Origin of the sequence: Mucilaginibacter flavus, assembly GCF_030409315.1 — a bacterium.
GTDB lineage: Bacteria > Bacteroidota > Bacteroidia > Sphingobacteriales > Sphingobacteriaceae > Mucilaginibacter > Mucilaginibacter flavus.
In genome coordinates this window covers 1-21543 of sequence record NZ_JAUFPS010000021.1, presented here as the reverse complement: position 1 = coordinate 21543, position 21543 = coordinate 1, and the positions used below count along the sequence as shown (strand labels likewise).

At 43.6% G+C, this 21543-nt stretch carries 16 protein-coding genes; 13 read left to right on the top strand and 3 right to left on the bottom strand.

Going from position 1 to position 21543, the window contains the following annotated elements:
- Position 1: 1 nt before the first annotated feature.
- Positions 2–1204: a DUF763 domain-containing protein gene (locus tag QWZ17_RS07405; protein WP_290304457.1), complete on the top strand. Its 1203-nt coding sequence runs from the start codon at positions 2–4 to the stop codon at positions 1202–1204.
- Between the two features lie 28 nt (positions 1205–1232).
- Here QWZ17_RS07405 and QWZ17_RS07400 read toward each other — a convergent pair whose 3' ends face one another.
- The 3 genes from QWZ17_RS07400 to gltB all read right to left on the bottom strand — a co-directional run bounded on the left by QWZ17_RS07400 (position 1233) and on the right by gltB (position 7961).
- Positions 1233–1766: a DUF4142 domain-containing protein gene (locus QWZ17_RS07400; protein WP_290304456.1), complete on the bottom strand. Its 534-nt coding sequence runs from the start codon at positions 1764–1766 to the stop codon at positions 1233–1235.
- Between the two features lie 191 nt (positions 1767–1957).
- A complete protein-coding gene (locus tag QWZ17_RS07395) occupies positions 1958–3436 on the bottom strand; it encodes a glutamate synthase subunit beta (RefSeq protein WP_290304455.1) in 1479 nt (492 codons plus the stop codon).
- A gap of 7 nt (positions 3437–3443) precedes the next feature.
- Positions 3444–7961 (bottom strand): glutamate synthase large subunit, encoded by a 4518-nt coding sequence (gene gltB, locus QWZ17_RS07390; RefSeq protein WP_290304454.1) that lies wholly within the window; start codon positions 7959–7961, stop codon positions 3444–3446.
- 527 nt (positions 7962–8488) lie between these two features.
- Here gltB and QWZ17_RS07385 point away from each other — a divergent pair.
- The 12 genes from QWZ17_RS07385 (at position 8489) to QWZ17_RS07330 (ending at position 21376) form a co-directional block, all read left to right on the top strand.
- Complete coding sequence (locus tag QWZ17_RS07385) at positions 8489–8980, top strand: D-glycero-alpha-D-manno-heptose-1,7-bisphosphate 7-phosphatase (protein ID WP_290304453.1); 492 nt, start codon at positions 8489–8491, stop codon at positions 8978–8980.
- A 364-nt stretch (positions 8981–9344) separates the two neighbouring features.
- Complete coding sequence (locus QWZ17_RS07380; protein WP_290304452.1) at positions 9345–10862, top strand: hypothetical protein; 1518 nt, start codon at positions 9345–9347, stop codon at positions 10860–10862.
- Between the two features lie 374 nt (positions 10863–11236).
- On the top strand, positions 11237–12088 hold the full coding sequence (gene hisG, locus QWZ17_RS07375; RefSeq protein WP_290304450.1) for an ATP phosphoribosyltransferase: 852 nt from the start codon (positions 11237–11239) through the stop codon (positions 12086–12088).
- A gap of 109 nt (positions 12089–12197) precedes the next feature.
- The gene (hisD, locus tag QWZ17_RS07370; protein ID WP_290304449.1) at positions 12198–13484 is read left to right on the top strand and encodes a histidinol dehydrogenase; all 1287 of its coding nucleotides are present in this window, start codon (positions 12198–12200) and stop codon (positions 13482–13484) included.
- Between the two features lie 171 nt (positions 13485–13655).
- Complete coding sequence (hisC, locus tag QWZ17_RS07365) at positions 13656–14705, top strand: histidinol-phosphate transaminase (protein ID WP_290304448.1); 1050 nt, start codon at positions 13656–13658, stop codon at positions 14703–14705.
- A gap of 52 nt (positions 14706–14757) precedes the next feature.
- A complete protein-coding gene (hisB, locus tag QWZ17_RS07360; RefSeq protein WP_290304447.1) occupies positions 14758–15900 on the top strand; it encodes a bifunctional histidinol-phosphatase/imidazoleglycerol-phosphate dehydratase HisB in 1143 nt (380 codons plus the stop codon).
- Positions 15901–15992: 92 nt separating this feature from the next.
- Positions 15993–16583 carry an imidazole glycerol phosphate synthase subunit HisH gene (gene hisH, locus QWZ17_RS07355; RefSeq protein ID WP_290304446.1) on the top strand — a complete coding sequence of 197 codons (591 nt, stop codon included), beginning with the start codon at positions 15993–15995 and terminating at the stop codon, positions 16581–16583.
- A 5-nt stretch (positions 16584–16588) separates the two neighbouring features.
- Positions 16589–17338 (top strand): 1-(5-phosphoribosyl)-5-[(5-phosphoribosylamino)methylideneamino]imidazole-4-carboxamide isomerase, encoded by a 750-nt coding sequence (locus QWZ17_RS07350; protein WP_290304445.1) that lies wholly within the window; start codon positions 16589–16591, stop codon positions 17336–17338.
- 135 nt (positions 17339–17473) lie between these two features.
- Positions 17474–18229 carry an imidazole glycerol phosphate synthase subunit HisF gene (gene hisF, locus QWZ17_RS07345; RefSeq protein ID WP_290304444.1) on the top strand — a complete coding sequence of 252 codons (756 nt, stop codon included), beginning with the start codon at positions 17474–17476 and terminating at the stop codon, positions 18227–18229.
- Between the two features lie 401 nt (positions 18230–18630).
- Complete coding sequence (gene hisIE, locus QWZ17_RS07340) at positions 18631–19218, top strand: bifunctional phosphoribosyl-AMP cyclohydrolase/phosphoribosyl-ATP diphosphatase HisIE (RefSeq protein WP_290304443.1); 588 nt, start codon at positions 18631–18633, stop codon at positions 19216–19218.
- A gap of 116 nt (positions 19219–19334) precedes the next feature.
- Positions 19335–20219 carry a class A beta-lactamase, subclass A2 gene (gene bla, locus QWZ17_RS07335; RefSeq protein ID WP_290304442.1) on the top strand — a complete coding sequence of 295 codons (885 nt, stop codon included), beginning with the start codon at positions 19335–19337 and terminating at the stop codon, positions 20217–20219.
- 254 nt (positions 20220–20473) lie between these two features.
- Positions 20474–21376, top strand: coding sequence for a WD40 repeat domain-containing protein (locus QWZ17_RS07330; protein WP_290304441.1), 903 nt, complete (start codon positions 20474–20476; stop codon positions 21374–21376).
- Positions 21377–21543 lie beyond the last annotated feature (167 nt).

The window sequence follows — 21543 nt, the reverse complement described above, 5'->3', positions numbered from 1 at the left end:
CATGAAGCGATCTGGCAGTGCTGACATGCCCCTACATTACGGCTACGTACCAACATGGCTTGCCGAGCGTATGGCTAAACTGGGGCTTGCCGTGGTTGAAAACATCATTTTGGATTATGGCAAAGACGAAGTTTTACGCCGCCTGAGCGATCCTTTTTGGTTTCAGAGCCTTGGGACAGTGATGGGTATGGATTGGCATTCCTCTGGCATTACTACCTCTGTAATGGGCGCTTTGAAAAGGGCTGTCAATCCACTTAGCCGGGAGTTAGGCATTTACATTTGCGGCGGCAAGGGCAAACACTCCAAACAAACGCCTGCCGAGCTGATGAAAATTGGCGAACTTACCGGTCTTGATGGCGATCATTTAGTTAGATGCAGCAAACTGAGCGCCAAGGTAGATAATACTGCCATACAGGATGGTTTTCAATTATACACCCACAACTTTATTTTAAGCGACACCGGCAAGTGGGCAGTAGTACAGCAAGGCATGAGTGATGCCAGTAGCACAGCCCGGCGCTACCACTGGCATTCAGAACAATTGGACTCCTTTGTAAATGATCCGCATACTTCCATCTATGGAAAAAATAACGGATTAATTCTGAACATGGCCGATAGCCACGCAGCTGCGTCCAGAAACGGCGTAATGCAAATAGCCCACGAAAATCCCGAAACTATGATCAGGGAGATCAATAAACTGGTTATGCCCAACCACCACGAAGTAAAAGCAAAAGACATCGACCTGAAACGCCTCGGCGCGGTTTTATGGCTGGCACACGAAAAGCAACCCGCCGATTTTGAAGATTTGTTGATGTTGCAGGGTTTAGGTCCGCGTACATTACAGTCGTTGGCGCTGGTAAGTGAGGTTATTCATGGTACGCCATCAAGGTTTAAAGATCCTGCCAGGTTTTCATTTGCCCATGGCGGTAAAGATGGGCATCCTTTTCCGGTGCCAACCAAAGTTTATGACGAAACCATCAGCACTTTACAAAATGCCCTGCACAAAGCCAAAATGGGAGAATCTGAAAAGAATGAAGCCATTAAACGCCTCCATAAAATAGCCGAAAATGCCGAGAAGGATTTTACGCCTAACGCCAATTTCGACCAGGTAATAGCCAAAGAGCGGGAAGATTCCTGGAAATATGGCGGCAGAACAGTGATGGGTAAAGCGCTGCCCCCTACTCAGCAACAGTTAAAGCTATTTTAAACCACTTCTCCAAACAACTCCTGGTAGTTTATTTTAAAGTAGCGCCAATCATCTTAGCCGAATCAAGGTGCGCCTGTAGCGATGGCATTGTTTTTTGGGCAAACGCTGCCACATCGGGGCTTTTATCTTGCGCGGCGGCTTTAAACAAGGCTATATCCTGCTCATGCTGACTTACCAGCATTCCTATGTAGGCTTTATCAAAGTCGGCCGCTTTTTTCTGTTCCAGGTCGCTAATCATCTGTAAATTTTCGGGACTGATGGTATCTGTAGCCGCGACAAAATTATCTGTTTCTAACTTCTTTAAATTATCTGTCAATAAGGTATGATCATCAATCATGGCCTTGGCAAACTGGATAACCTGTTGATTTTTTGAGTTCGAGATTGCCAGACCTGATGCTTTTACAGTAACCAGGCTACTTTGTGTTCCGTTTTTAAGAAACAACAGGCCACTATCGTCAACCAGTGCTTTATTGTTGTAGTTATTGGCGCGTTTGTTACTCTGGCATGATTGCACCGCAATAAGTGCAACCACCCCTATTAAAAGGCCTGCTATTTGCTTCATTTATAAAGTAGTATTACGTGTTTGTAAAGGTTTAACAACAGAAGTGTTAACTGGTTTCCTAATATAGGATAATATTATATGGGATTATGCAAGTGCAAAATTTATTTGGCAGATAAGTAACATCAAAAAACTAAAAAGCCGGATCGTTGAATAACGTCCGGCTTGTTTATTTAGGGTTTATAAAGGGTTCTTTAAAACACCTGGTCGAATTGGTTAACGGCGTCTTTACTTTCTAATAAAGAATAGCCCATTAAAAACTCATCAACCTTGCGGGCAGTCTCGCGGCCTTCTGATATAGCCCAAACTACCAACGATTGGCCACGGCGCATATCACCTGCTGCAAATACTTTGCTTACATTGGTGCGGTAAACGCCTTCTTTGGCTTTTACATTTTTGCGCTCATCAAGCTCAACGCCTAATTGCGCCAATAAACCTGTAGGCTGCGGGTAAAGGAAACCCATAGCCAGGAATACACGCTGACAAGGAATTTCGCGCTCAGAACCTTCAACAACGTTGAATTTTACAGGGCGGCCCATAAAGTCCTGCTCCCACTCTACGTCAACCACTTTTAACGCTCTCAGATTACCTTCTTCGTCGCCTAAAAACTCCAGCGTGTTAACACCCCAGAAACGATCGGCGCCTTCCTCGTGCGAGCTGGTGGTTTTAAGCACCATTGGGTAAGTTGGCCATGGCATATGCTGTGTGCGCTGTGCTGGCGGTTGAAACATCACCTCAAACTGCTTAACAGAACTTGCACCCTGGCGGTTTGATGTACCTACACAATCACTGCCGGTGTCGCCACCGCCAATTACTACTACATCTTTACCTGTAGCAATAATATCATCGCCGGTTACGTCAATATTGCTTACGCGTTTGTTTTGCTGTTTTAAAAAGTCCATCGCGAAATGGATACCTTTTAATTCCCTGCCGGGGATCATCAGATTACGTGGGATGGTTGAACCACCTGCGAGGATAATGGCATCATTATTACGCACCAATTCATCAGCAGCCACATTTACGCCTACTTCGCTGTTCAGCTTAAATACTACACCGTCTTTTTCCATCACCTCAATACGACGCTCTACAACGGTTTTCTCTAATTTAAAATCAGGAATACCGTAGCGTAATAAACCTCCCGGTTTATCGTCGCGCTCGTAAACGGTTACCGCGTGGCCAACTTTGATAAGCTGAGCCGCAGCAGCTAAACCAGCCGGACCAGAGCCTATTACAGCTACCTTTTTGCCTGTTTTAACTAAAGGCGCGGTTGGCTTTACCAGGTTTTTCTGGTAAGCGATCTCGATGATATGTTTTTCAATTTCCTCGATGGCTACCGGTGGCTTGTTGATACCCAACACACATGCAGATTCGCACGGAGCAGGGCAAATACGGCCGGTAAACTCGGGGAAATTATTGGTTGACGATAATATGTGGTAAGCTTCTTCCCAATTTTGACGATACACGGCATCGTTAAACTCCGGAATAATGTTACCCAATGGGCATCCCGAATGGCAAAACGGAATACCGCAATTCATACAACGGGCCGATTGCTGGTTAAGCTTCTCATCGCTATATAAATTAACAAACTCTTTATAGTTTTTTACGCGTTCAGTAGCTGGGGTTTTGCTTGGTAACTCCCTGTTAAACTCCTGAAATCCTGTTGGTTTTCCCATCTGAAATTTAGCCTATTGTTTGATATTGTAACTTCTCTATAACTTTTTTGTACTCTTTTGGATATACCTTCACAAACTGTGTAGATGCTTCGGTCCAGTTGCTTACTATTTGCTGTGCAAGCTTGCTGCCGGTAAGGCTGATATGCTTACGTAACAAGGTAAGGATCTGCTCTTCATCCTGTAATGATAGCGGATCAAGATCAACCATCTCGGTATTACAGTTCTCGGCAAAGCTGTTATCCGGATTGTAAACCCAGGCTAAACCACCACTCATACCCGCGGCAAAGTTTCTGCCTGTTTTACCCAGGATTAACGCGCGGCCACCGGTCATATACTCACAACCATGATCGCCAATGCCTTCAACAACTGTAGTAGCACCAGAGTTACGTACCGCGAAACGTTCGCCGGCCATACCGCCTACAAACAGTTCACCAGATGTTGCACCGTACAGGGCAACGTTACCAATGATGATATTATCCGCAGGTGTAAAGGTTGAGTTCGCAGCCGGATAAATGGCTAATTGCGCACCCGATAAACCTTTACCTACATAGTCGTTAGCTTCGCCTTCCAGTTCAAATGATAAACCTTTGGTAGCAAACGCGCCAAAGCTTTGGCCTGCCGAACCTTTGAATTTATAGTTGATAGTATTATCGGGCAAACCAGCCGAACCGTATTTTTTAGATACCTCGTTTGATAACAAAGTACCAATAGTACGGTTAACGTTAATCACATCAAACGATGCAAATACCGGGGTTTTATCTTCTAAAGCGGCTTGCGCGCTTTCAACTAATTTCCAGTCAATGATCTCGCTCATGCCGTGATCCTGGCTTTCGCTGTTGTAAAGCGTCATGCCTTTGGTATTGGTTACCGGGTGTAGTATGCCGCTCAGGTCAATCTTTTTAGCTTTCCAGCTATCCAAATGATCTTTCACTTTCAGGAACTGAACACGCCCAACCATTTCATGAATGGTACGGAAACCAAGCTCGGCCATAATTTCGCGAAGCTCTTCGGCCATAAAGCGGAACAGGTTCACTACGTGATCTGGCTTACCGCTAAACAGCTTCCTTAATTCAGGATCTTGCGTGGCCACACCTACAGGGCAGGTATTCAAGTGACATTTACGCATCATGATACAGCCACCTGCAACAAGGGCAGCAGTTGCTACACCCCATTCTTCGGCACCCATTAAGCAGGCAATAGCTAAATCACGGCCGGTTTTTAACTGACCATCTGTTTGCAATACCACGCGGCTGCGCAGTTTGTTACGCACCAGTGTTTGGTGAGCCTCGGTTAAACCAAGTTCCCAAGGTAAACCGGCATGTTTGATAGAGCTTATTGGCGATGCGCCTGTACCACCATCGTAACCTGCAATCAGGATCACATCAGCGTGGGCTTTAGCCACACCGGCAGCGATAGTACCTACACCCGCTTTTGAAACCAGTTTTACGTTGATGCGGGCAGCACGGTTGGCGTTCTTTAAATCGAATATAAGCTGTGCTAAATCCTCAATAGAATAAATATCGTGGTGTGGTGGCGGCGAAATTAAACCTACACCCGGTGTTGAGTGACGGGTTTTTGCAATCCAGTCGTCAACCTTATGGCCCGGCAGTTGTCCGCCTTCGCCAGGTTTTGCACCTTGCGCCATTTTAATTTGCAACTCATCGGCATTGGTCAAATAGTTTGACGTTACACCAAAACGAGCCGAAGCGATTTGTTTAATAGCCGAACGCATAGAATCGCCGCTGGCCATTTGCTCGTAACGCATTTCGTCCTCACCACCTTCGCCGGTATTACTTTTACCACCAATGCGGTTCATAGCAATAGCCATGGTACTGTGCGCCTCGTGCGAGATTGAGCCGAACGACATGGCACCTGTGGCAAAACGCTTCATGATGTTTTCTGCCGGTTCAACCTCATCTATGCTGATAGACTCGCGGTGATGAGCGAAATCAAGCAAACCACGAATGGTAAAATGCTTTTCTGTCTGATCGTTAACCGCTTTAGCGTAGTTTTTGTAAATGTTGTAATCGTTACTACGTGTGGCGTGTTGTAATAAGTGAACCGTAGTTGGGTTAAACAAGTGGGCTTCGCCGCGGCGTTTCCACTGGTAAATACCACCTTCCGGCAATAAATTATCGGCAGCTTTAGCATTGAAGCCCATGCGGTGCTTGGTTAAAGCTTCGCGGGCAATTTCATCTAAACCTAAACCGCCAATACGGGTAACCGCACCACAGAAATAATTATCTACAACAGATTTGTTCAAACCTAATATTTCAAACACCTGCGAACCATGGTATGATTGCAATGTAGAGATTCCCATTTTGGAGAAGATCTTCAACAAGCCATCGTTAACCGATTTTACGTAGTTGTTTTGTAATTTCTTAAGATCATAGCTGGTTTCAAGGCTACCGTTATTTTTCAATATCTCGATAGTTGAAAGCGCCAGGTACGGGTTAATAGCTGTTGCACCAAAGGCTAACAAACAGGCAAAGTGATGTACCTCCCATGCATCGCCGGTTTCAACAACCAAACCTACCGAACCACGACGGCCTTTTTTCACCAGGTAATGATGAACAGCCGATACGGCCAATAAAGTTGGAATAGGCGCATGCTCAGAATCCACGGCGCGGTCTGAAAGGATCAATACCTCAAACCCATCATCAACTGCATCTTCGGCATAGCGGCATAAACGTGCCAAGCCTTTTTCTAACGAGCCAGGCAAGCCATCAGCCTTAAAGTAAGTTTGCAGCGTTTTAGCATGAAACATGCCGGTATCAATACTACGCAGTTTTTCTAACTGGTGGTTTTTTAATATCGGGTGTTTTAAAACCACGCAATGGCAATGCATTTTATCTTCATCAAGCAGGTTTCCGTTGTTACCGATAAAGGTAGCTAAACTCATTACCAAACGCTCGCGAATCGGGTCGATAGGCGGATTGGTTACCTGGGCAAAAAATTGCTTAAAGTAGCTTGATAAATGCTGAGGCTTATCAGATAAGATAGCCAAAGGCACATCTGTACCCATAGAACCAATTGGTTCTTTGCCATCAATAGCCATCGATTTAATGATGGTATCAATGTCCTCGCGGCTATAACCGAATACCTGCTGATAACGATACACGGCAGATTCGGCCAGGCTGGCGAATGCCAAACGAGGCTCGGCAAGTTCGCTCAGGTTAATTTTATAATTCTCTAACCAACGGCCATAGGGCTGTTGTGAGGTAATTTGTTTTTTAATTTCGTCGTCGGTGATGATCCGCGCGTGTTCGGTATCAATCAACAACATTTTACCCGGCTGTAAACGGCCTTTGCGCACTACAGTACTTTCGTCAATTGCCAAAGTACCAGCCTCAGAAGCTGCGATAACTCTGCCATCATTGGTGATTACATAACGCAATGGACGTAAACCGTTACGATCAAGCACCGCGCCTACCAATTTACCATCAGTAAAGCTGATGGCGGCCGGTCCGTCCCATGGCTCCATTAAGGTAGCATGGTACTCATAAAACGCTTTTTTAACCGGGTCCATTTGCTCGTTACCATCCCATGCTTCAGGGATCAGCATCATCATTACGTGTGGTAATGAACGACCAGAATGTAATAAAATCTCGATGATGTTATCCAAACAGGCAGAATCCGACTGGTTGTTATCAATCACCGGCATAATCATTTCCATCTCTTCAGATGTGAAGTATGATGAAGCGTATGATTTTAAACCCGCGTAAAACCAGTTTAAGTTACCTGTTAACGTATTAATCTCGCCGTTGTGCGCAATTAAGCGGAATGGCTGGGCAAGTTTCCATGAAGGGAAAGTATTGGTTGAAAAACGTGAATGGATTAAGGCAAAGCCCGAAGCCACGCGCGGATCAACTAAATCAGCATAGTATTTACGCAGCTGGTAAGTAGTTACCTGGCCTTTGTAAATAATAGTTTTGCTGCTTAATGATGTAAAATAAAAATGCTCACCAGCACCGGGAATGGTATCGGCAATGGTTTTATTAATATATCTTCTGAGGATGAAAAGCTTACGCTCAAAATCATCGTTTTTGGTAATATGATGCGGACGGGCAATAAAAATTTGCTCAACATCCGGCTCGGCCTGACGGGCGGTTTCGCCTACGGCCATCGAATCAACAGGAACTTTACGGTAACCTAATTTTACTAAACCCAGCTTTTCAATAGCAGCGGTGATAGTTAAACGACAAGCCTTCTTCTGAGCCGAATCCTTAGGAAAAAAAATCATACCTACGCCGTACTCGCCGGGTTCGGGCAGGCTAATCTCCAGGTTTGAGCATTCTTCCATGAAAAACTCATGGGGCAGCTGTATCAATATACCGGCACCATCGCCAGTTTCGGGGTCACATCCGCACGCGCCGCGGTGTTCCATGTTCTCGAGCATTGTAAGGGCATCATCAACAATCTTATTTTCTTTATGACCGTTGATGTTGGTTATAAACCCAGTTCCGCACGAATCGTGTTCAAATTCTGGCCTGTAAAGGCCCTGGTTGCTATCAGTTTGATTCATCTTTAGAGTAAACCGTTTATAAAAGGGTGTAACAACGAAGTTACCAATTACTAAATAATTTATAAAATCAATCAGAATTTTTAAAGATTTCTAAAAAAACGATTATTTAAATCATATTTATTTAACACTTTGGCAACATTAATTAATATTTATTATGATTTACAAAATGAAGTTAGTGATTTTTTTATTTAGAATCAATATAAAGTTAGCCAATCTGAAAGCTTTTCAGTTATACAAGCAGTATAAATAGCCAAAACAGAATAAAATTTTGCGGGCAAAATCTATGTGAAGGGTAGACATTTTTGATAGAAGGTTGGGAAGTCCGAAAGTCGGGAAAGTCCGGAAGATGAAAAGAACTATATTTTCCAAAAAGCTTTAAACTCCTGCAAACAAAAAAAAACTTTCGGCCTTTCCCGACTTTCGGACTTTACTGACTCCCCGACTTTTCCGACTTTCGGACTTTACTGACTTCCGGACTTTACCGACTCCTCCCCAAATTCACTATCTTCGCCAAAAATTTAAAATAGATGTCTGCAAAAGTTAAAGCTGTTTTTTTAGATCGGGATGGGGTGTTAAACCAGGAAATGGGCGATTACGTGCGCCGGTTTGAGGATTTTCATGTGCTTGATAATTTTGACGCGCTTAAAACTTTACAGGATAAAGGCTATATGTTATTAGTAGCCACCAACCAGGGCGGCCTGGCCAAAGGCTGGTATACCGAAGATGAACTGGCAAAAATGCATAATCACCTACGTGAGGTTTATGCCGACCACGGCGTAACCATCACCGACTTTTTTTACTGCCCACACCACCCTAACTTTACCGGCGACTGCGATTGCCGCAAACCAAAACCAGGTTTATTATTACAAGGCATAACCAAATACAACATTGACCCTGCCCTCTCCTATTTTATAGGCGACCGGGAACGCGATGTAGAAGCAGGCACAGCGGCGGGCGTTAAAGGAATTTTGATAGATAGTGATCAGCCGATAAGCACGGTTTTGGATCAGATAGTGTAAACTAACCAAGGAACGACTCACCCGGACGAGGCTGCGCCCGTCTTCCCCTCTCTCCGACTACGTCGCATAGAGGGGCAAAAAAAAACAAAAAATGGAGTTTACCCTCTATGCGGCTTTAGCCGGAGAGAGGGTCGGCCAGCGAAGCGTTGCCGGGGTGAGTCGTAGCCAGCGTTCAAACAAGAATTGAAAACGAAACCGTCATTATAAGGTACGAAGCAATCCCAGATAGGCAGATCGGCCTTGTAAATAGGCTCTGTAATTGGGAGATTGCTTCGTCTCTCGCAATGACAATTAAACAGAAATTTGCGTTACAAGCAAACATTTCGCCCTAAATAACCTTTACAACAATTAAAAGTAAAACCACATGCAAGTAAGCCGTTACCTTAAAAACTACGACTCATTTATAGCCGCCGTGCTGGGTTTTATTGCTATACAAATGTTTTGCAGCTACAGCGGCATCGGCATTTCGCCCGATTCTATTATGTATACCAGTGCTGCCCGCAGTTTAAACACCAACGGGACCCTGCAAACATTTAACCATATCCCTATTGTTGATTTCCCGGTATTTTATCCTGTTTACCTGGGCAGCATCATGTTTGTTACCCGCATTGATCCCGTTGTTTTTGGCGCGGTGTTAAATGGACTGATGTTTGCCAGCCTCATTTTCATTGCCGGGTGGATAATGCAAAACTTTGTACCTGCGTCTCGACCATACAAATGGTTAATGTTGGTAGCTATTATATTGAGCCCGGCATTGTTGCAGGTGTACTCCTATTTATGGTCGGAGACTTTGTTTATCCTCGAGACTTTAATTTTTATGTTGGCCTTTAGACAATACCTGCTTAAACATACGGTTAAAGCCTTGGTTTTGGCAGCGTTTATAGCGGCTGTAGCCTGCATTACCCGCTATGCCGCGGTTACTATTGTTGGCACCGGCGGGCTATTGCTGCTGTTAGATAGATTTTTGCCCCTTAAAGAAAAAATTAAACACATTATTATTTACGGATTAACCTGTATATCATTGCTGGTTGCCAACCTGTTGTTTAACCGTTTTATGTCGGGCACGGTTACTGGTCCACGCGAACCGTCGATAACTTCGTTCGGTAAAAACCTGTATTACTTTGGTAATGTGGTGTGCGATTGGATGGGGTTAACACCAAACCAATACTGGCTATCAATCCCTTTAGCCTCGCTGATATTCATTGGTTTTATTGCAGCATTGGCCTATAACTATTACCGCAGGCATTTAACCAGCTTTGAAAACATGGCCATAACATTCGCTTTAGTTTATGGGGCGTTTATTGTGATATCATCTACTTTTTCCCGTTACGAACGTATTAACCATCGTTTATTAGCGCCTATATATATACCCGCGCTTTGGGGCTATACCAGCTGGGGATTATTGCTGCTTAAAAAGATTGTGAACAATAATACCCGCAAAATTGTGGGCGCTGTTATGATTGTAGCCATGCTGGGTTTTGTAACCAAGGAGTTTTTTATTGATAAGGCCCGTTACGTTGACCAGATTGTTGGCGAATACGGCAACCCTGGCTATACCGACGAAAGCTGGCAGGACTCAGATTTTGCGGCTTACCTAAAAACAATCGACAAAAAACAATTCGATCCAAAAGCGACCATCTATACTGATGCTCATGAGGCCGTTTACTTCTTCTCGGGCATGTCATCATACCTGGTGCCACATCGTTTTTTCAAAAAAGATATAGCCAAATTTTACACCTATAAACATTATTACCTCATTTGGTTTAACGTACTGGAAAATCCGGAATTGATCAATTTAAAGGATATTCAAAAGATAAAACACCTGAAATTGATTAAAGATTTTGGTGCCGAGGGCGGGATTTATGAGTACAAGGAAGAGTAAATCTTTCTGAATCAGAATTTTCAGAATTAGAGAATTTACAGAATAAAAACCCATCTATTACTTAACTAATTTATGGCCCAACATCCAAATAAAATCCAGAAATCTAAAAAATCTGCTTAATCGTGGTTCAGACAAAATTCTGTCAATTCTTTAATTCTGTAAATTCTGATCACTTTTAATTTTGATTTAACAATCATCTATCTATATTTGCGCCAGACTTACCCGTAGTATACTATAAAAAAATGAACGGTATCGCTTTACATCATCTTCATCTGCATCACCACCATGTGGTGATCAGCTAATATGTATGTTTCTACGCGAAATAACAACCTCCGTTTATATTCTTTTTTATTATAGTTCCAAAAACTCATTCTGTGAAAACACTTAAAATAGCGATCCAGAAATCTGGTCGCCTCAACGAAAAATCTGTTGAATTATTAAAAAATTGCGGCTTAAACTTCGAAAATTATAAAAGCTCGCTCATCTCCCCGGTATCCAACTTCCCTTTAGAAATTCTTTTTTTGCGCGATGACGATATTCCTGAATACGTACAGGACGGTATTGCCGACTTAGGTATTGTTGGCGAAAACGTAATTGAAGAAACTGAAGTTGAAGTGAGCTACCTGCAACGCCTTGGTTTTGGTAAATGTTCACTTAAAATTGCTGTTCCAAATAATAATGATATCGCTTCGCTTGAAGATTTAAACGGCAAGGCAATAGCTACAACCTACCCGGTTATTTTAGGTAAATTTTTAAAAGAAAAAGGCATTCAATCTGATATCCGCACCATATCTGGTTCGGTAGAGATTTCGCCGGGCCTGGGTTTATCAGATGCTATTTGCGATTTGGTATCAACCGGGGGTACTTTAAAAAGCAACGGACTGAAGGCTTTTGCCGATGTAATGTCGTCCGAAGCGATCCTGATTAGCAGCAAAGCAACCGAAAACAACGATTTGGTACAGGAATTGATCCAGCGCATCCAGTCGGTTTTACGTGCCAAAGAAACTAAGTACGTAGTACTTAACGTTAAAAAAGAAAACCTTGAAGCGGTAACCGCTTTACTACCAGGCGTAAAAAGCCCATCGGTAGTTCCATTGGCCGAGGCTGATTGGGTGGCAGTACATACCGTAATTCCCGAACGTGATTTTTGGGACAGGATAAGCCTGCTAAAACAAGCCGGCGCACAAGGCATTGTAGTAATGCCAATTGAGAAGATAATTTTATAGGGCGGCGAGCCCCCTACCCCCCTGAAGGGGGGAACAAGAGGGTTTAGCTTAGTCTGTTTTAACAACTATAATTTTCAAAAAACTCCCCCTTTAGGGGGCTGGGGGGCTCATGAAACTATTTAATTATTCAGAACTTACAGCAACAGATATCCAGAAACTGGTTCAGCGGAATGTTGACCCGGCGAATGAGATCCGTTCGGTTGTGGAGGAAGTGATTACCAATGTGCAACAGCACGGCGATAATGCTTTGATTGATTATGCCCAAAAGTTTGACAAGGTATCATTAAGCAAGCTTTATTTAGATAAAGCCGAACTGGAGGAACTTGCTACCGCCATCACGGATGAACAAAAGGCTGCACTTGAAACGGCATATAATAATATCTATAAATTTCACCAAACCCAGCTAAAAACCGAGGATAAGGTAGAAACCATGCCCGGCGTTACCTGCTGGCGCGAATTACGACCGATTGAAAAAGTTGGTTTGTATATACCAGGTGGTTCGGCGGTTTTACCGAGTACATTTTTGATGCTGGGTATTCCTGCACGCATAGCGGGTTGTCATGAAATTGTGATTTGTTCTCCTCCGCAAAAAAGCGGCAAGGTGAATGCCTTTATCGCCTATGTGGCATTGCTATTGGGAATAGATAAAATATACCTTGCAGGCGGGGCGCAGGCCGTTGCAGCCATGGCTTACGGTACCGAAAGCATTACTAAGGTTGATAAAATTTTCGGGCCAGGTAACCAGTTTGTAACCAAGGCTAAAACCATTATTCAATCAACCACCACAACAGCTATTGATATGCCCGCGGGTCCATCAGAAGTTTTGGTTTTGGCCGACGATACCGCCATACCGGCTTATATAGCAGCCGATTTACTGGCACAGGCCGAACATGGTATTGATAGCCAATCTGTTTTGGTTTGCACATCGGTAGCTATTGCAGAAGCGGCTTTGGCAGAAATCGAAAAACAACTCCCGGTTTTACCTCGTGCCGAAATTGCCAAACTGGCTTTAGATAACTCCTACATTGTAGTTACTTCAAGCCTGGCCGAGGCGATGGATTTCAGCAACAAATATGCGCCAGAGCACTTGATTTTAGCTACAAATAGCTGGGAGCAAATTACCGGGAGCATCATTAACGCGGGCTCTGTTTTCCTTGGTAATTTAACCCCCGAAAGCGCCGGCGACTATGCATCTGGCACCAACCATACCCTGCCAACCAGCAGTTATGCCAGGGCTTACTCGGGCGTATCGGTTGATTCTTTTGTTAAGAAAATCACCTTTCAGTATATCACCCGTGAAGGCATCCAGAATATTGGCCATACAGTAGAGGTTTTGGCGGAGATGGAAGGGTTGCACGCGCATAGGAATGCGATATCAATCAGGAGTAATAATTAACAGGCGAAAGACTTACGAAGTTTTAAAAACTTCGTAAGTCTGGTATCAATAAGAAAAGTTAATAATTAACCGTCATTGCGAGGTACGAAGCAATCCCCACGATACAGAGCGGATTTGCAAATCGGGGATTGCTTCGTACCTCGCAATGACGGGATCAATGAGACATAACAGATGTACAACATAAATAACCTACTACGCGAAAACATTAAAAAGCTTACCCCCTACTCCTCCGCGCGTGATGAGTACCAGGGCGAGGCCAATGTTTTTTTGGATGCTAATGAAAACGCCTTTGGTTCGCCGTTGGCACAGCAGTTTAATCGCTACCCCGATCCGCTACAATACGAATTAAAAAAGCGCATTACCGAAATTAAAGGTGTACCTCCGCGCAATATCTTCATTGGCAATGGCAGCGATGAGGCTATCGATATCCTCTTCCGCAGTTTTTGTAACCCGGGTGTAGATAACGTAATCCTTGTGCCTCCTACCTATGGCATGTACGAAGTATCGGCAAATATCAATGACATTGAAGCCCGCAAGGTTTTGCTCACCGAAGATTATCAGCTTAATTTAGAAGGCATTGCCGAAGCTATTGATGAGCGCACCAAACTTATCTTCATTTGCTCGCCAAATAACCCTACAGGTAATTCTATTAACCGCGAGGATATTGAAACCCTGCTGGCTAACTTTAACGGTATTGTGGTGGTTGATGAGGCATATATCAATTTCAGCCGCCAAAAATCATTTATACAGGAGCTTACCGAGTACGCCAACCTTGTGGTGATGCAAACCCTATCCAAAGCCTGGGGACTTGCCGGCTTACGTGTAGGTATGGCCTTTGCCAGCGAAGAGATCATCCGCGTAATGAACAAGGTAAAACCTCCATATAATGTTAACGAGTCGTCTCAGCAATTGGCTTTAGAGGCTTTGGCTAATGTTGCGCAGGTTAATAACTGGATAAAAGAAACCCTTACCCAGCGCGATAGATTAGTACTGGCATTAAAAGAGTTTGATTTTGTGGTAGATATTTACCCATCAGATGCCAACTTTATACTGGTAAAAACTACCGATGCCAACGGCATTTATGATTACCTGGTATCAAAGGGCATCATTGTGCGCAACCGTTCAAAGGTTGAGCTATGCGAGGGTAGTTTACGTATTACAGTAGGCACCCCTGAAGAAAATACCGTTTTATTAGATACCTTAAATAATTTTGGTAACTAATAGACAAGCGAAATCAATAATTCACTAATTCAATAAATCAATAATTATATTGATGAGCAAGCTGCAAAAAATACTCTTCGTCGACCGTGACGGCACCCTGATCAACGAAACGCCGGATGAGCAGATCGATTCGTTCGAAAAACTTACTTTTTATCCCGGCGCGTTAACCTATCTGCCCAAAATAGCTAAAGAGCTTGATTTTGAACTGGTAATGGTTACCAATCAGGATGGTTTGGGTACAGCCGTTTACCCCGAGGATACTTTTTGGCCGGTGCATAACCTTATCCTTAAAACTTTTGAGGGCGAGGGCGTAACGTTTGCCAACCAAATCATCGACCGTACTTTTGCTGCCGATAAAGCGCCAACCCGCAAACCGGGCACCGCGTTGTTAACCCAATATTTTGATACTGAAAAGTACGATCTGAAAAACTCTTTCACCATTGGCGATAGAAAGAATGATGTATTGCTTGGCAAAAATTTGGGTGCTAAGGCCATCTTTTTAAACAATCAATCTAACTTAGGTGGCGGCGAATTTACTGAGGCCGATCATATTGGCGATACCATCGCCCTTGAAACTACCGACTGGCAACAGATTTACGAGTTTTTGAAGTTAGGACAGCGTGTTATTGAGCACCGCCGCACTACTAAAGAAACCGATATCTACATTAAAATAAACCTGGATGGTACCGGCAATGCCAAAGTATCAACCGGCTTGAACTTTTTTGACCATATGCTTGATCAGATTGCCCGCCACGGCAGTATCGATCTGGAAATTGAAGCTAAAGGCGATCTGCATATCGACGAGCACCATACCATTGAAGATACCGGTATTGCCCTGGGCGAGATTTTCGCGTCGGCCTTAGGTAACAAAATGGGCATTGAGCGTTATGGTTTTTGCCTGCCCATGGACGATTGCCTGGCCCAGGCAGCTATCGACTTTGGTGGACGCAACTGGCTGGTTTGGGATGCCGATTTTAAACGCGAAAAAGTTGGCGATATGCCAACGGAGATGTTTTACCACTTCTTCAAATCGTTCAGCGACGCGTCGAAAAGTAATTTGAACATAAAAGCCGAAGGACAAAACGAACATCACAAAATAGAAGCTATATTTAAAGCCTTTGCCAAAGCAATAAAAATGGCGGTGAAGCGTGATGTAAATAAGATGGTTTTACCGTCGACTAAAGGACTTCTTTAATAGAGCCAAGAAGTTAGAATCAAGAGTCAAGACTTTTTAGGACTTCTCTTGATTCTTGATTCTTGATTCTTGATTCTTGATTCTAACTAAAAATGATTGGTATAATAAGATACGGAGCGGGGAACATATTTTCCCTTACTGCAGCACTTGACAGGTTAGGCATTCCCTATGGCATGGTGAATACTGTTGAAGACCTGGAGTTGTATGACAGGTATATTATTCCTGGTGTTGGTCATGCCGGGGCTGCTATGAAAAAACTGGAATCAACCGGTTTAGTACCAGCCATTAAGGAATTAAAGAAACCTACTTTGGGTATTTGTGTGGGCATGCAGCTGCTTACCTCCTATTCTGAAGAGGGCGACTCTACCCTGCTCGGCTTGTTTCCTATTAAAACGTTGAGGTTTAAGGATAGTAATTTATACAAAGTACCGCATACCGGATGGAACCAGGTTTTCCCCGAAAAGGAAAATCCCTTATTTAAAGATATACCGTCGGGATCACATTTTTACTTTGTACATTCATATTTTATTGAGTATGATAAAGCATACACCCTGCTATCGGCCGAATACAACAACGAATTTTCGGCATCAATTTGGCGGGATAATTTTTACGGCGTACAATTCCATCCCGAAAAATCGGGCGCTTATGGTGAAACACTTTTAACAAACTTCTCTAAAATATAACAAAGATGTACATAATACCTGCTATCGATATTCTGAATAAAAAAGTAGTTCGGCTACGTGAAGGCGATTACCAACAGGTAACAGAATATGACGTAACGCTTGAAGAAATGATTGAGCGCTACCAAAGTAACGGCACCAATTTCATCCATATTATTGATTTAAACGGCGCTAAAAACGATTTCAGTAACCAGCAATACCTGTTTGATGTAATCCGCAAAACCGACATGAAGGTACAGTATGGCGGCGGTATCCGCAGTATTGATAAAGTGAAGGAATTGATTGATTCTGGCGTACACCGTGTTATTGTAGGTACACAAGCCATTACCAACCCAGATTTTTTGCCTGAATTAGGCAAAGAAATTTGCGGTAAAGACAAATGCTCTGACCAGGTTGTTATCGCTATCGACGTGTTAGACGAGGTGATCAAATACTCGGGCTGGATGGAAAGCTCGCCTATAAAACTGATGGATTATGTTGACAAATGCCTTGCCTTAGGCTTTTTCCGTTTTTTATGTACCGATATTGATAAAGACGGCAAGCTTGGTGGCGCAGGTATCGATCTGTACGAAAAACTGCTTGACCATTCACCGTTTATTAAATTAATCGCTTCAGGCGGCGTAAGTTCTATGGATGATGTAGAAAAACTGAACCGTTTAAAAGTAGAATCTGTAGTAGTCGGCAAAGCCATTTACGAAAACCGCATCACGATTGAAGACGTGAAAAACTGGAATCTGGACGCGCTGATATCGATATAATTCGGGCGAAGCCCAATAAAAACAACGTCATTGCGAGGAACGAAGCAATCCCCGATATACAGAGCAGTTTGCAAAGCGGCTCTGCCTTATTTGGGATTGCTTCGTTCCTCGCAATGACGATCTCCAAAAAGCAGCATGCTAAGTAAAAGAATTATCCCCTGTCTTGACGTTAAAGACGGACGCACTGTAAAAGGTGTAAACTTTGTAGACCTGCGCGACGCAGGCGACCCGGTTGAGCTGGCTTGGAATTACTCGCGCCAGGGTGCCGATGAACTGGTATTTCTGGATATTACTGCTACAGTGGAGCGTCGTAAAACCATGGTGGAATTGGTTAAGGCCGTAGCAAGGCAAATCAACATTCCGTTTACCATTGGTGGCGGCATCAACGAAATTGCTGATGCCGACGCGCTTTTAAACGCTGGCGCCGATAAAATCTCTATCAACTCGGCAGCGGTGCGTAACCCAGCCTTAATTGACGAACTGGCCAAAGCATTTGGCGTTCAGTTTGTGGTGATAGCTGTTGATACCCGCCGCATAGGCGATAAAAATGTTGTACACTTAAACGGCGGAAGGCTACCTACCGAGCGTGAAACCCTTGAATGGATTTTGGAGGCAGAAAACCGCGGCGCAGGCGAAATCCTGCTCACTTCTATGGACCATGACGGCACCAAAGCAGGTTTCGATAACAAACTATTAAAAATAGTTAACGATGCGGTACACATCCCGGTAATTGCCTCTGGCGGAGCCGGATCGGTACCACACTTTGTTGATGTATTTGAAAAAACAAATGTAGATGCTGCTTTAGCGGCCTCGGTATTTCACTACGGCGAAATATTGATACCCGATTTGAAGGCGGTATTGAAGAGTAATAATATTGAGGTGAGGATATGATGTGATGCGGGGAGCGGGTTGCGAGAATCGGGGTGCGTTTCCGGATGCTTAAAGCACAACTTTGTCATGCCTAACTTGTTTCGGCACCCCACAGCACAAGTAGCCCGCATCATGTGAACCTTATGGGTGAGATGCTGAAACAAGTTCAGCACGATATTAGTTTAAGTAACGGATGTCCGCGTTAGGGATTGAAGCGGATACCGGCCCGTGGTTAAAGCCTGTGCAGTATGAGCGTAAAGCCCGGGCCAAAGGCAACGCCCTGATAAGCATGGTGAATAACACACCCCTGCAACCGCACATCCCGACACTCCCCTCTCAAGAGGGGAACAAAAGAAAGCCCCTCCAATAAACTGGTTACGGGCAAATGATAAACAACACGAACCTGGCAATAGGCAACACATATGAATATAGATTTCAACAAAACAGACGGCTTAGTGCCGGTTATTATACAGGACGAGCAAACTTTAGAGGTTTTAATGCTGGGTTACATGAACCAGGAAGCATATGATAAAACCGTTGCCGAAAATGTAGTTACTTTCTTCTCGCGCTCAAAAAACCGCTTGTGGACCAAAGGCGAAACCAGCAGTAACTTTTTGCATGTAAAAAACATCAGCATTGATTGCGATAACGATACCCTGCTGATAAAAGTAAAAGCCGACGGCCCAACCTGCCACACCGGCTCACGCAGCTGTTTCCAGACTGAGTACAATCAAAACTTTATTCTCGAACTGGAAAACATTATTGCCGATAGGTATGAAAATCCGGTTGAAGGATCGTACGTAAACAAGCTCCGCAATAAAGGCTTAAACAAAATTGCTCAAAAAGTAGGTGAAGAAGGCGTTGAAACCGTAATTGCTGCCCTGGCAGAAACGGAAACAGACCTCATCAACGAATCATCTGATCTTGTGTTTCACCTGTTGGTTTTGCTTCGCGAAAAAGGACTCTCTTTAGAAACTATAGCTAAGAATTTAGAGAAAAGGCACAAATAANGGACTTTCGGACTTTCGGACTTTCGGACTTTCGGACTTTCGGACTTTCGGACTTTCGGACTTTCGGACTTTCGGACTTTCGGACTTTCGGACTTTCGGACTTTAAAACAATTGCGATGAGAAAGTTTTGTTTGATTTTTGCTTTATTTTTTTGCCTTGGGTATACTTCTCATGCCCAAACGAATGACTTAAGAGTTAAGATCGCGGAAATAGCCAAAGAAAGTAAAGGCATCGTTGGTGTTTCGATACTAAATTTAGATACACGGGATACATTGACCTATAACGGGCACCTACATTTGCCCATGCAAAGTGTAATGAAGTACCCAATAGCTATTACGGTTTTGCACGAGGTTGATAAAGGTCGTTTTAAATTAGATCAACTTATTCACGTTGATAAAAGCGATTATTGGGATACTTATAGTCCGCTAAAAGATGAGCACCCGAATGCTAATTTTGAGGTTAGTATAAAAAAGTTATTGAGCTATATGGTATCGCAAAGTGATAATGTAGCTTGTGATGTATTGGTTAAAACGCTTGGGGGCATGGATAAAGTAGATACCTACATCCATAGCATTGGCGTGCAAAATGTAACTTTTAAAGCTACAGAATTCCAGATGGCGCAGGCCTGGGATGTACAATACACTAATTGGGCGGAGGTTGCCGGGCTTACCAATCTTTTAGATATTACCTTTAAAGCTAATTTCCTATCCCCGGCAAGCCATGCTTATTTATGGCAAATTATGAAGGAAACCAGTACCGGACCAAAACAGATAAAGGGTTTATTACCTGCTGGTACAGTAGTATATCATAAAACCGGCCGATCTGGCACAAATGAACAGGGCATTACAGCGGCTACAAACGATATTGGTATCATCACCCTCCCAAATGGTAAACATTTAGCCATTGCTGTTTTCGTATCTGACACACCGGTTGATATGCCCGCCCGCGAATCGATTATAGCACGAATCGCAAGAACTGCCTATGATGAGGCGGTGAAATAGGATAATCTACGCAGACATCCCCACAAAAAAACTATTTTTGCATGCCGATAAGGCGTCATTGCGAGACACGAAGCAATCCCCAACTATGCAGATCCGCTCTGTGATGTAGGGATTGCTTCGTCGTTCCTCCTTGCAATGACGGATATTTAGCTTGATATGGGAATTATGAAGTAAAGTCAGATCGCAAAGTCCTAAATGGCTTTTAAAGCGCTAAAATCTTACTACTTGATACTTACCACTTACTACTAAAAAAAATGACCGCAGAAAAAATAGCCGAACTTACTGGGCATGGCAATCCCATTTTTACTTTAGAATTATCGCAAAAACCGGGCATACTATTTACCGGTGGAAACGACAAAGGACTGGTTGAATGGAACCTGCATACCAACACATTTATTAAAGTGATGTTCCCGGTAAAGGCTTCAATCTATGCTATTCACGGCCCTGTTGATTACCCATTATTATTTACCGGTTTGCGCAGCGGGCAGGTGCTTGTATTTGATTTTATCGCACAAAAAATAAGCAAATCGCTGAATCATCACCTGAAGCCTATTTTCGATATCAAATCGGTTAAACACAAAAGTGAATTATTGATCGCCTCTGAAGATGGTACGGTATCGGTTTGGAGTATGAATACTTTAGAGTTGGTGCATACCATAAAAATATCTACCGATACGGTGCGTTGTATAGCCATTTCGCCCGATGAAAAACAGATAGCTTTTGGCTGCAGGGATAATTCTATACAGGTTTATGACCTGGAAGATTATACCCTCATCAAATCGGTACATGGTCATACCATGTCGGTATTTGCTTTAACTTATAGTAACGATGGCAGAAACCTTGTTTCGGGCGGGCGCGACGCGCAGGTAAAAATCTGGGATGCTGCAAACTATCAACCCATACAAAACATTCCGGCGCATTTATTCGCGGTTAATCATATCCTTTTCCATCCTACCCGGCCGTATTTCGCCACGGCCAGCATGGATAAAAGCATTAAAATTTGGGGCGCGGATGATTTTAAATTGTACAAGATCATCAGTCGCGAAAAGGGTTACCCTGCCCATCCCCTATCTATCAACAAACTGGCCTGGAACGGCGATCAGTTGTTATCGGTAAGTGATGATAAAAACGTGATGATTTGGGATATTGGGTTTTAAGAAAAACGTTTTTTCCTATGAAATTTTTAAAAACATATAAAAGCCGTCATTGCGAGGTTTAAAATCCAGGGCCTCTGAAAGTGAAAATGACGTAGATCACCTGGCGGCGAAGACTCACCCGCCAGCGCTACGCGCGGCACCCTCTCTTCGGCTTCGCCGGAAAGAGG

Bases quoted from the DNA above. Each gene is read 5' to 3' on its own strand.
- hisD (WP_290304449.1), top strand. From the start codon at position 12,198: ATGAAACTATTTAATTATTCAGAACTTACAGCAACAGATATCCAGAAA.
- QWZ17_RS07400 (WP_290304456.1), bottom strand. From the start codon at position 1,766: ATGAAGCAAATAGCAGGCCTTTTAATAGGGGTGGTTGCACTTATTGCG.
- QWZ17_RS07405 (WP_290304457.1), top strand. From the start codon at position 2: ATGAAGCGATCTGGCAGTGCTGACATGCCCCTACATTACGGCTACGTA.
- QWZ17_RS07385 (WP_290304453.1), top strand. From the start codon at position 8,489: ATGTCTGCAAAAGTTAAAGCTGTTTTTTTAGATCGGGATGGGGTGTTA.
- QWZ17_RS07380 (WP_290304452.1), top strand. From the start codon at position 9,345: ATGCAAGTAAGCCGTTACCTTAAAAACTACGACTCATTTATAGCCGCC.
- QWZ17_RS07350 (WP_290304445.1), top strand. From the start codon at position 16,589: ATGTACATAATACCTGCTATCGATATTCTGAATAAAAAAGTAGTTCGG.
- bla (WP_290304442.1), top strand. From the start codon at position 19,335: ATGAGAAAGTTTTGTTTGATTTTTGCTTTATTTTTTTGCCTTGGGTAT.
- hisH (WP_290304446.1), top strand. From the start codon at position 15,993: ATGATTGGTATAATAAGATACGGAGCGGGGAACATATTTTCCCTTACT.
- gltB (WP_290304454.1), bottom strand. From the start codon at position 7,961: ATGAATCAAACTGATAGCAACCAGGGCCTTTACAGGCCAGAATTTGAA.
- hisIE (WP_290304443.1), top strand. From the start codon at position 18,631: ATGAATATAGATTTCAACAAAACAGACGGCTTAGTGCCGGTTATTATA.
- QWZ17_RS07395 (WP_290304455.1), bottom strand. From the start codon at position 3,436: ATGGGAAAACCAACAGGATTTCAGGAGTTTAACAGGGAGTTACCAAGC.
- hisC (WP_290304448.1), top strand. From the start codon at position 13,656: ATGTACAACATAAATAACCTACTACGCGAAAACATTAAAAAGCTTACC.
- QWZ17_RS07330 (WP_290304441.1), top strand. From the start codon at position 20,474: ATGACCGCAGAAAAAATAGCCGAACTTACTGGGCATGGCAATCCCATT.
- hisB (WP_290304447.1), top strand. From the start codon at position 14,758: ATGAGCAAGCTGCAAAAAATACTCTTCGTCGACCGTGACGGCACCCTG.
- hisF (WP_290304444.1), top strand. From the start codon at position 17,474: ATGCTAAGTAAAAGAATTATCCCCTGTCTTGACGTTAAAGACGGACGC.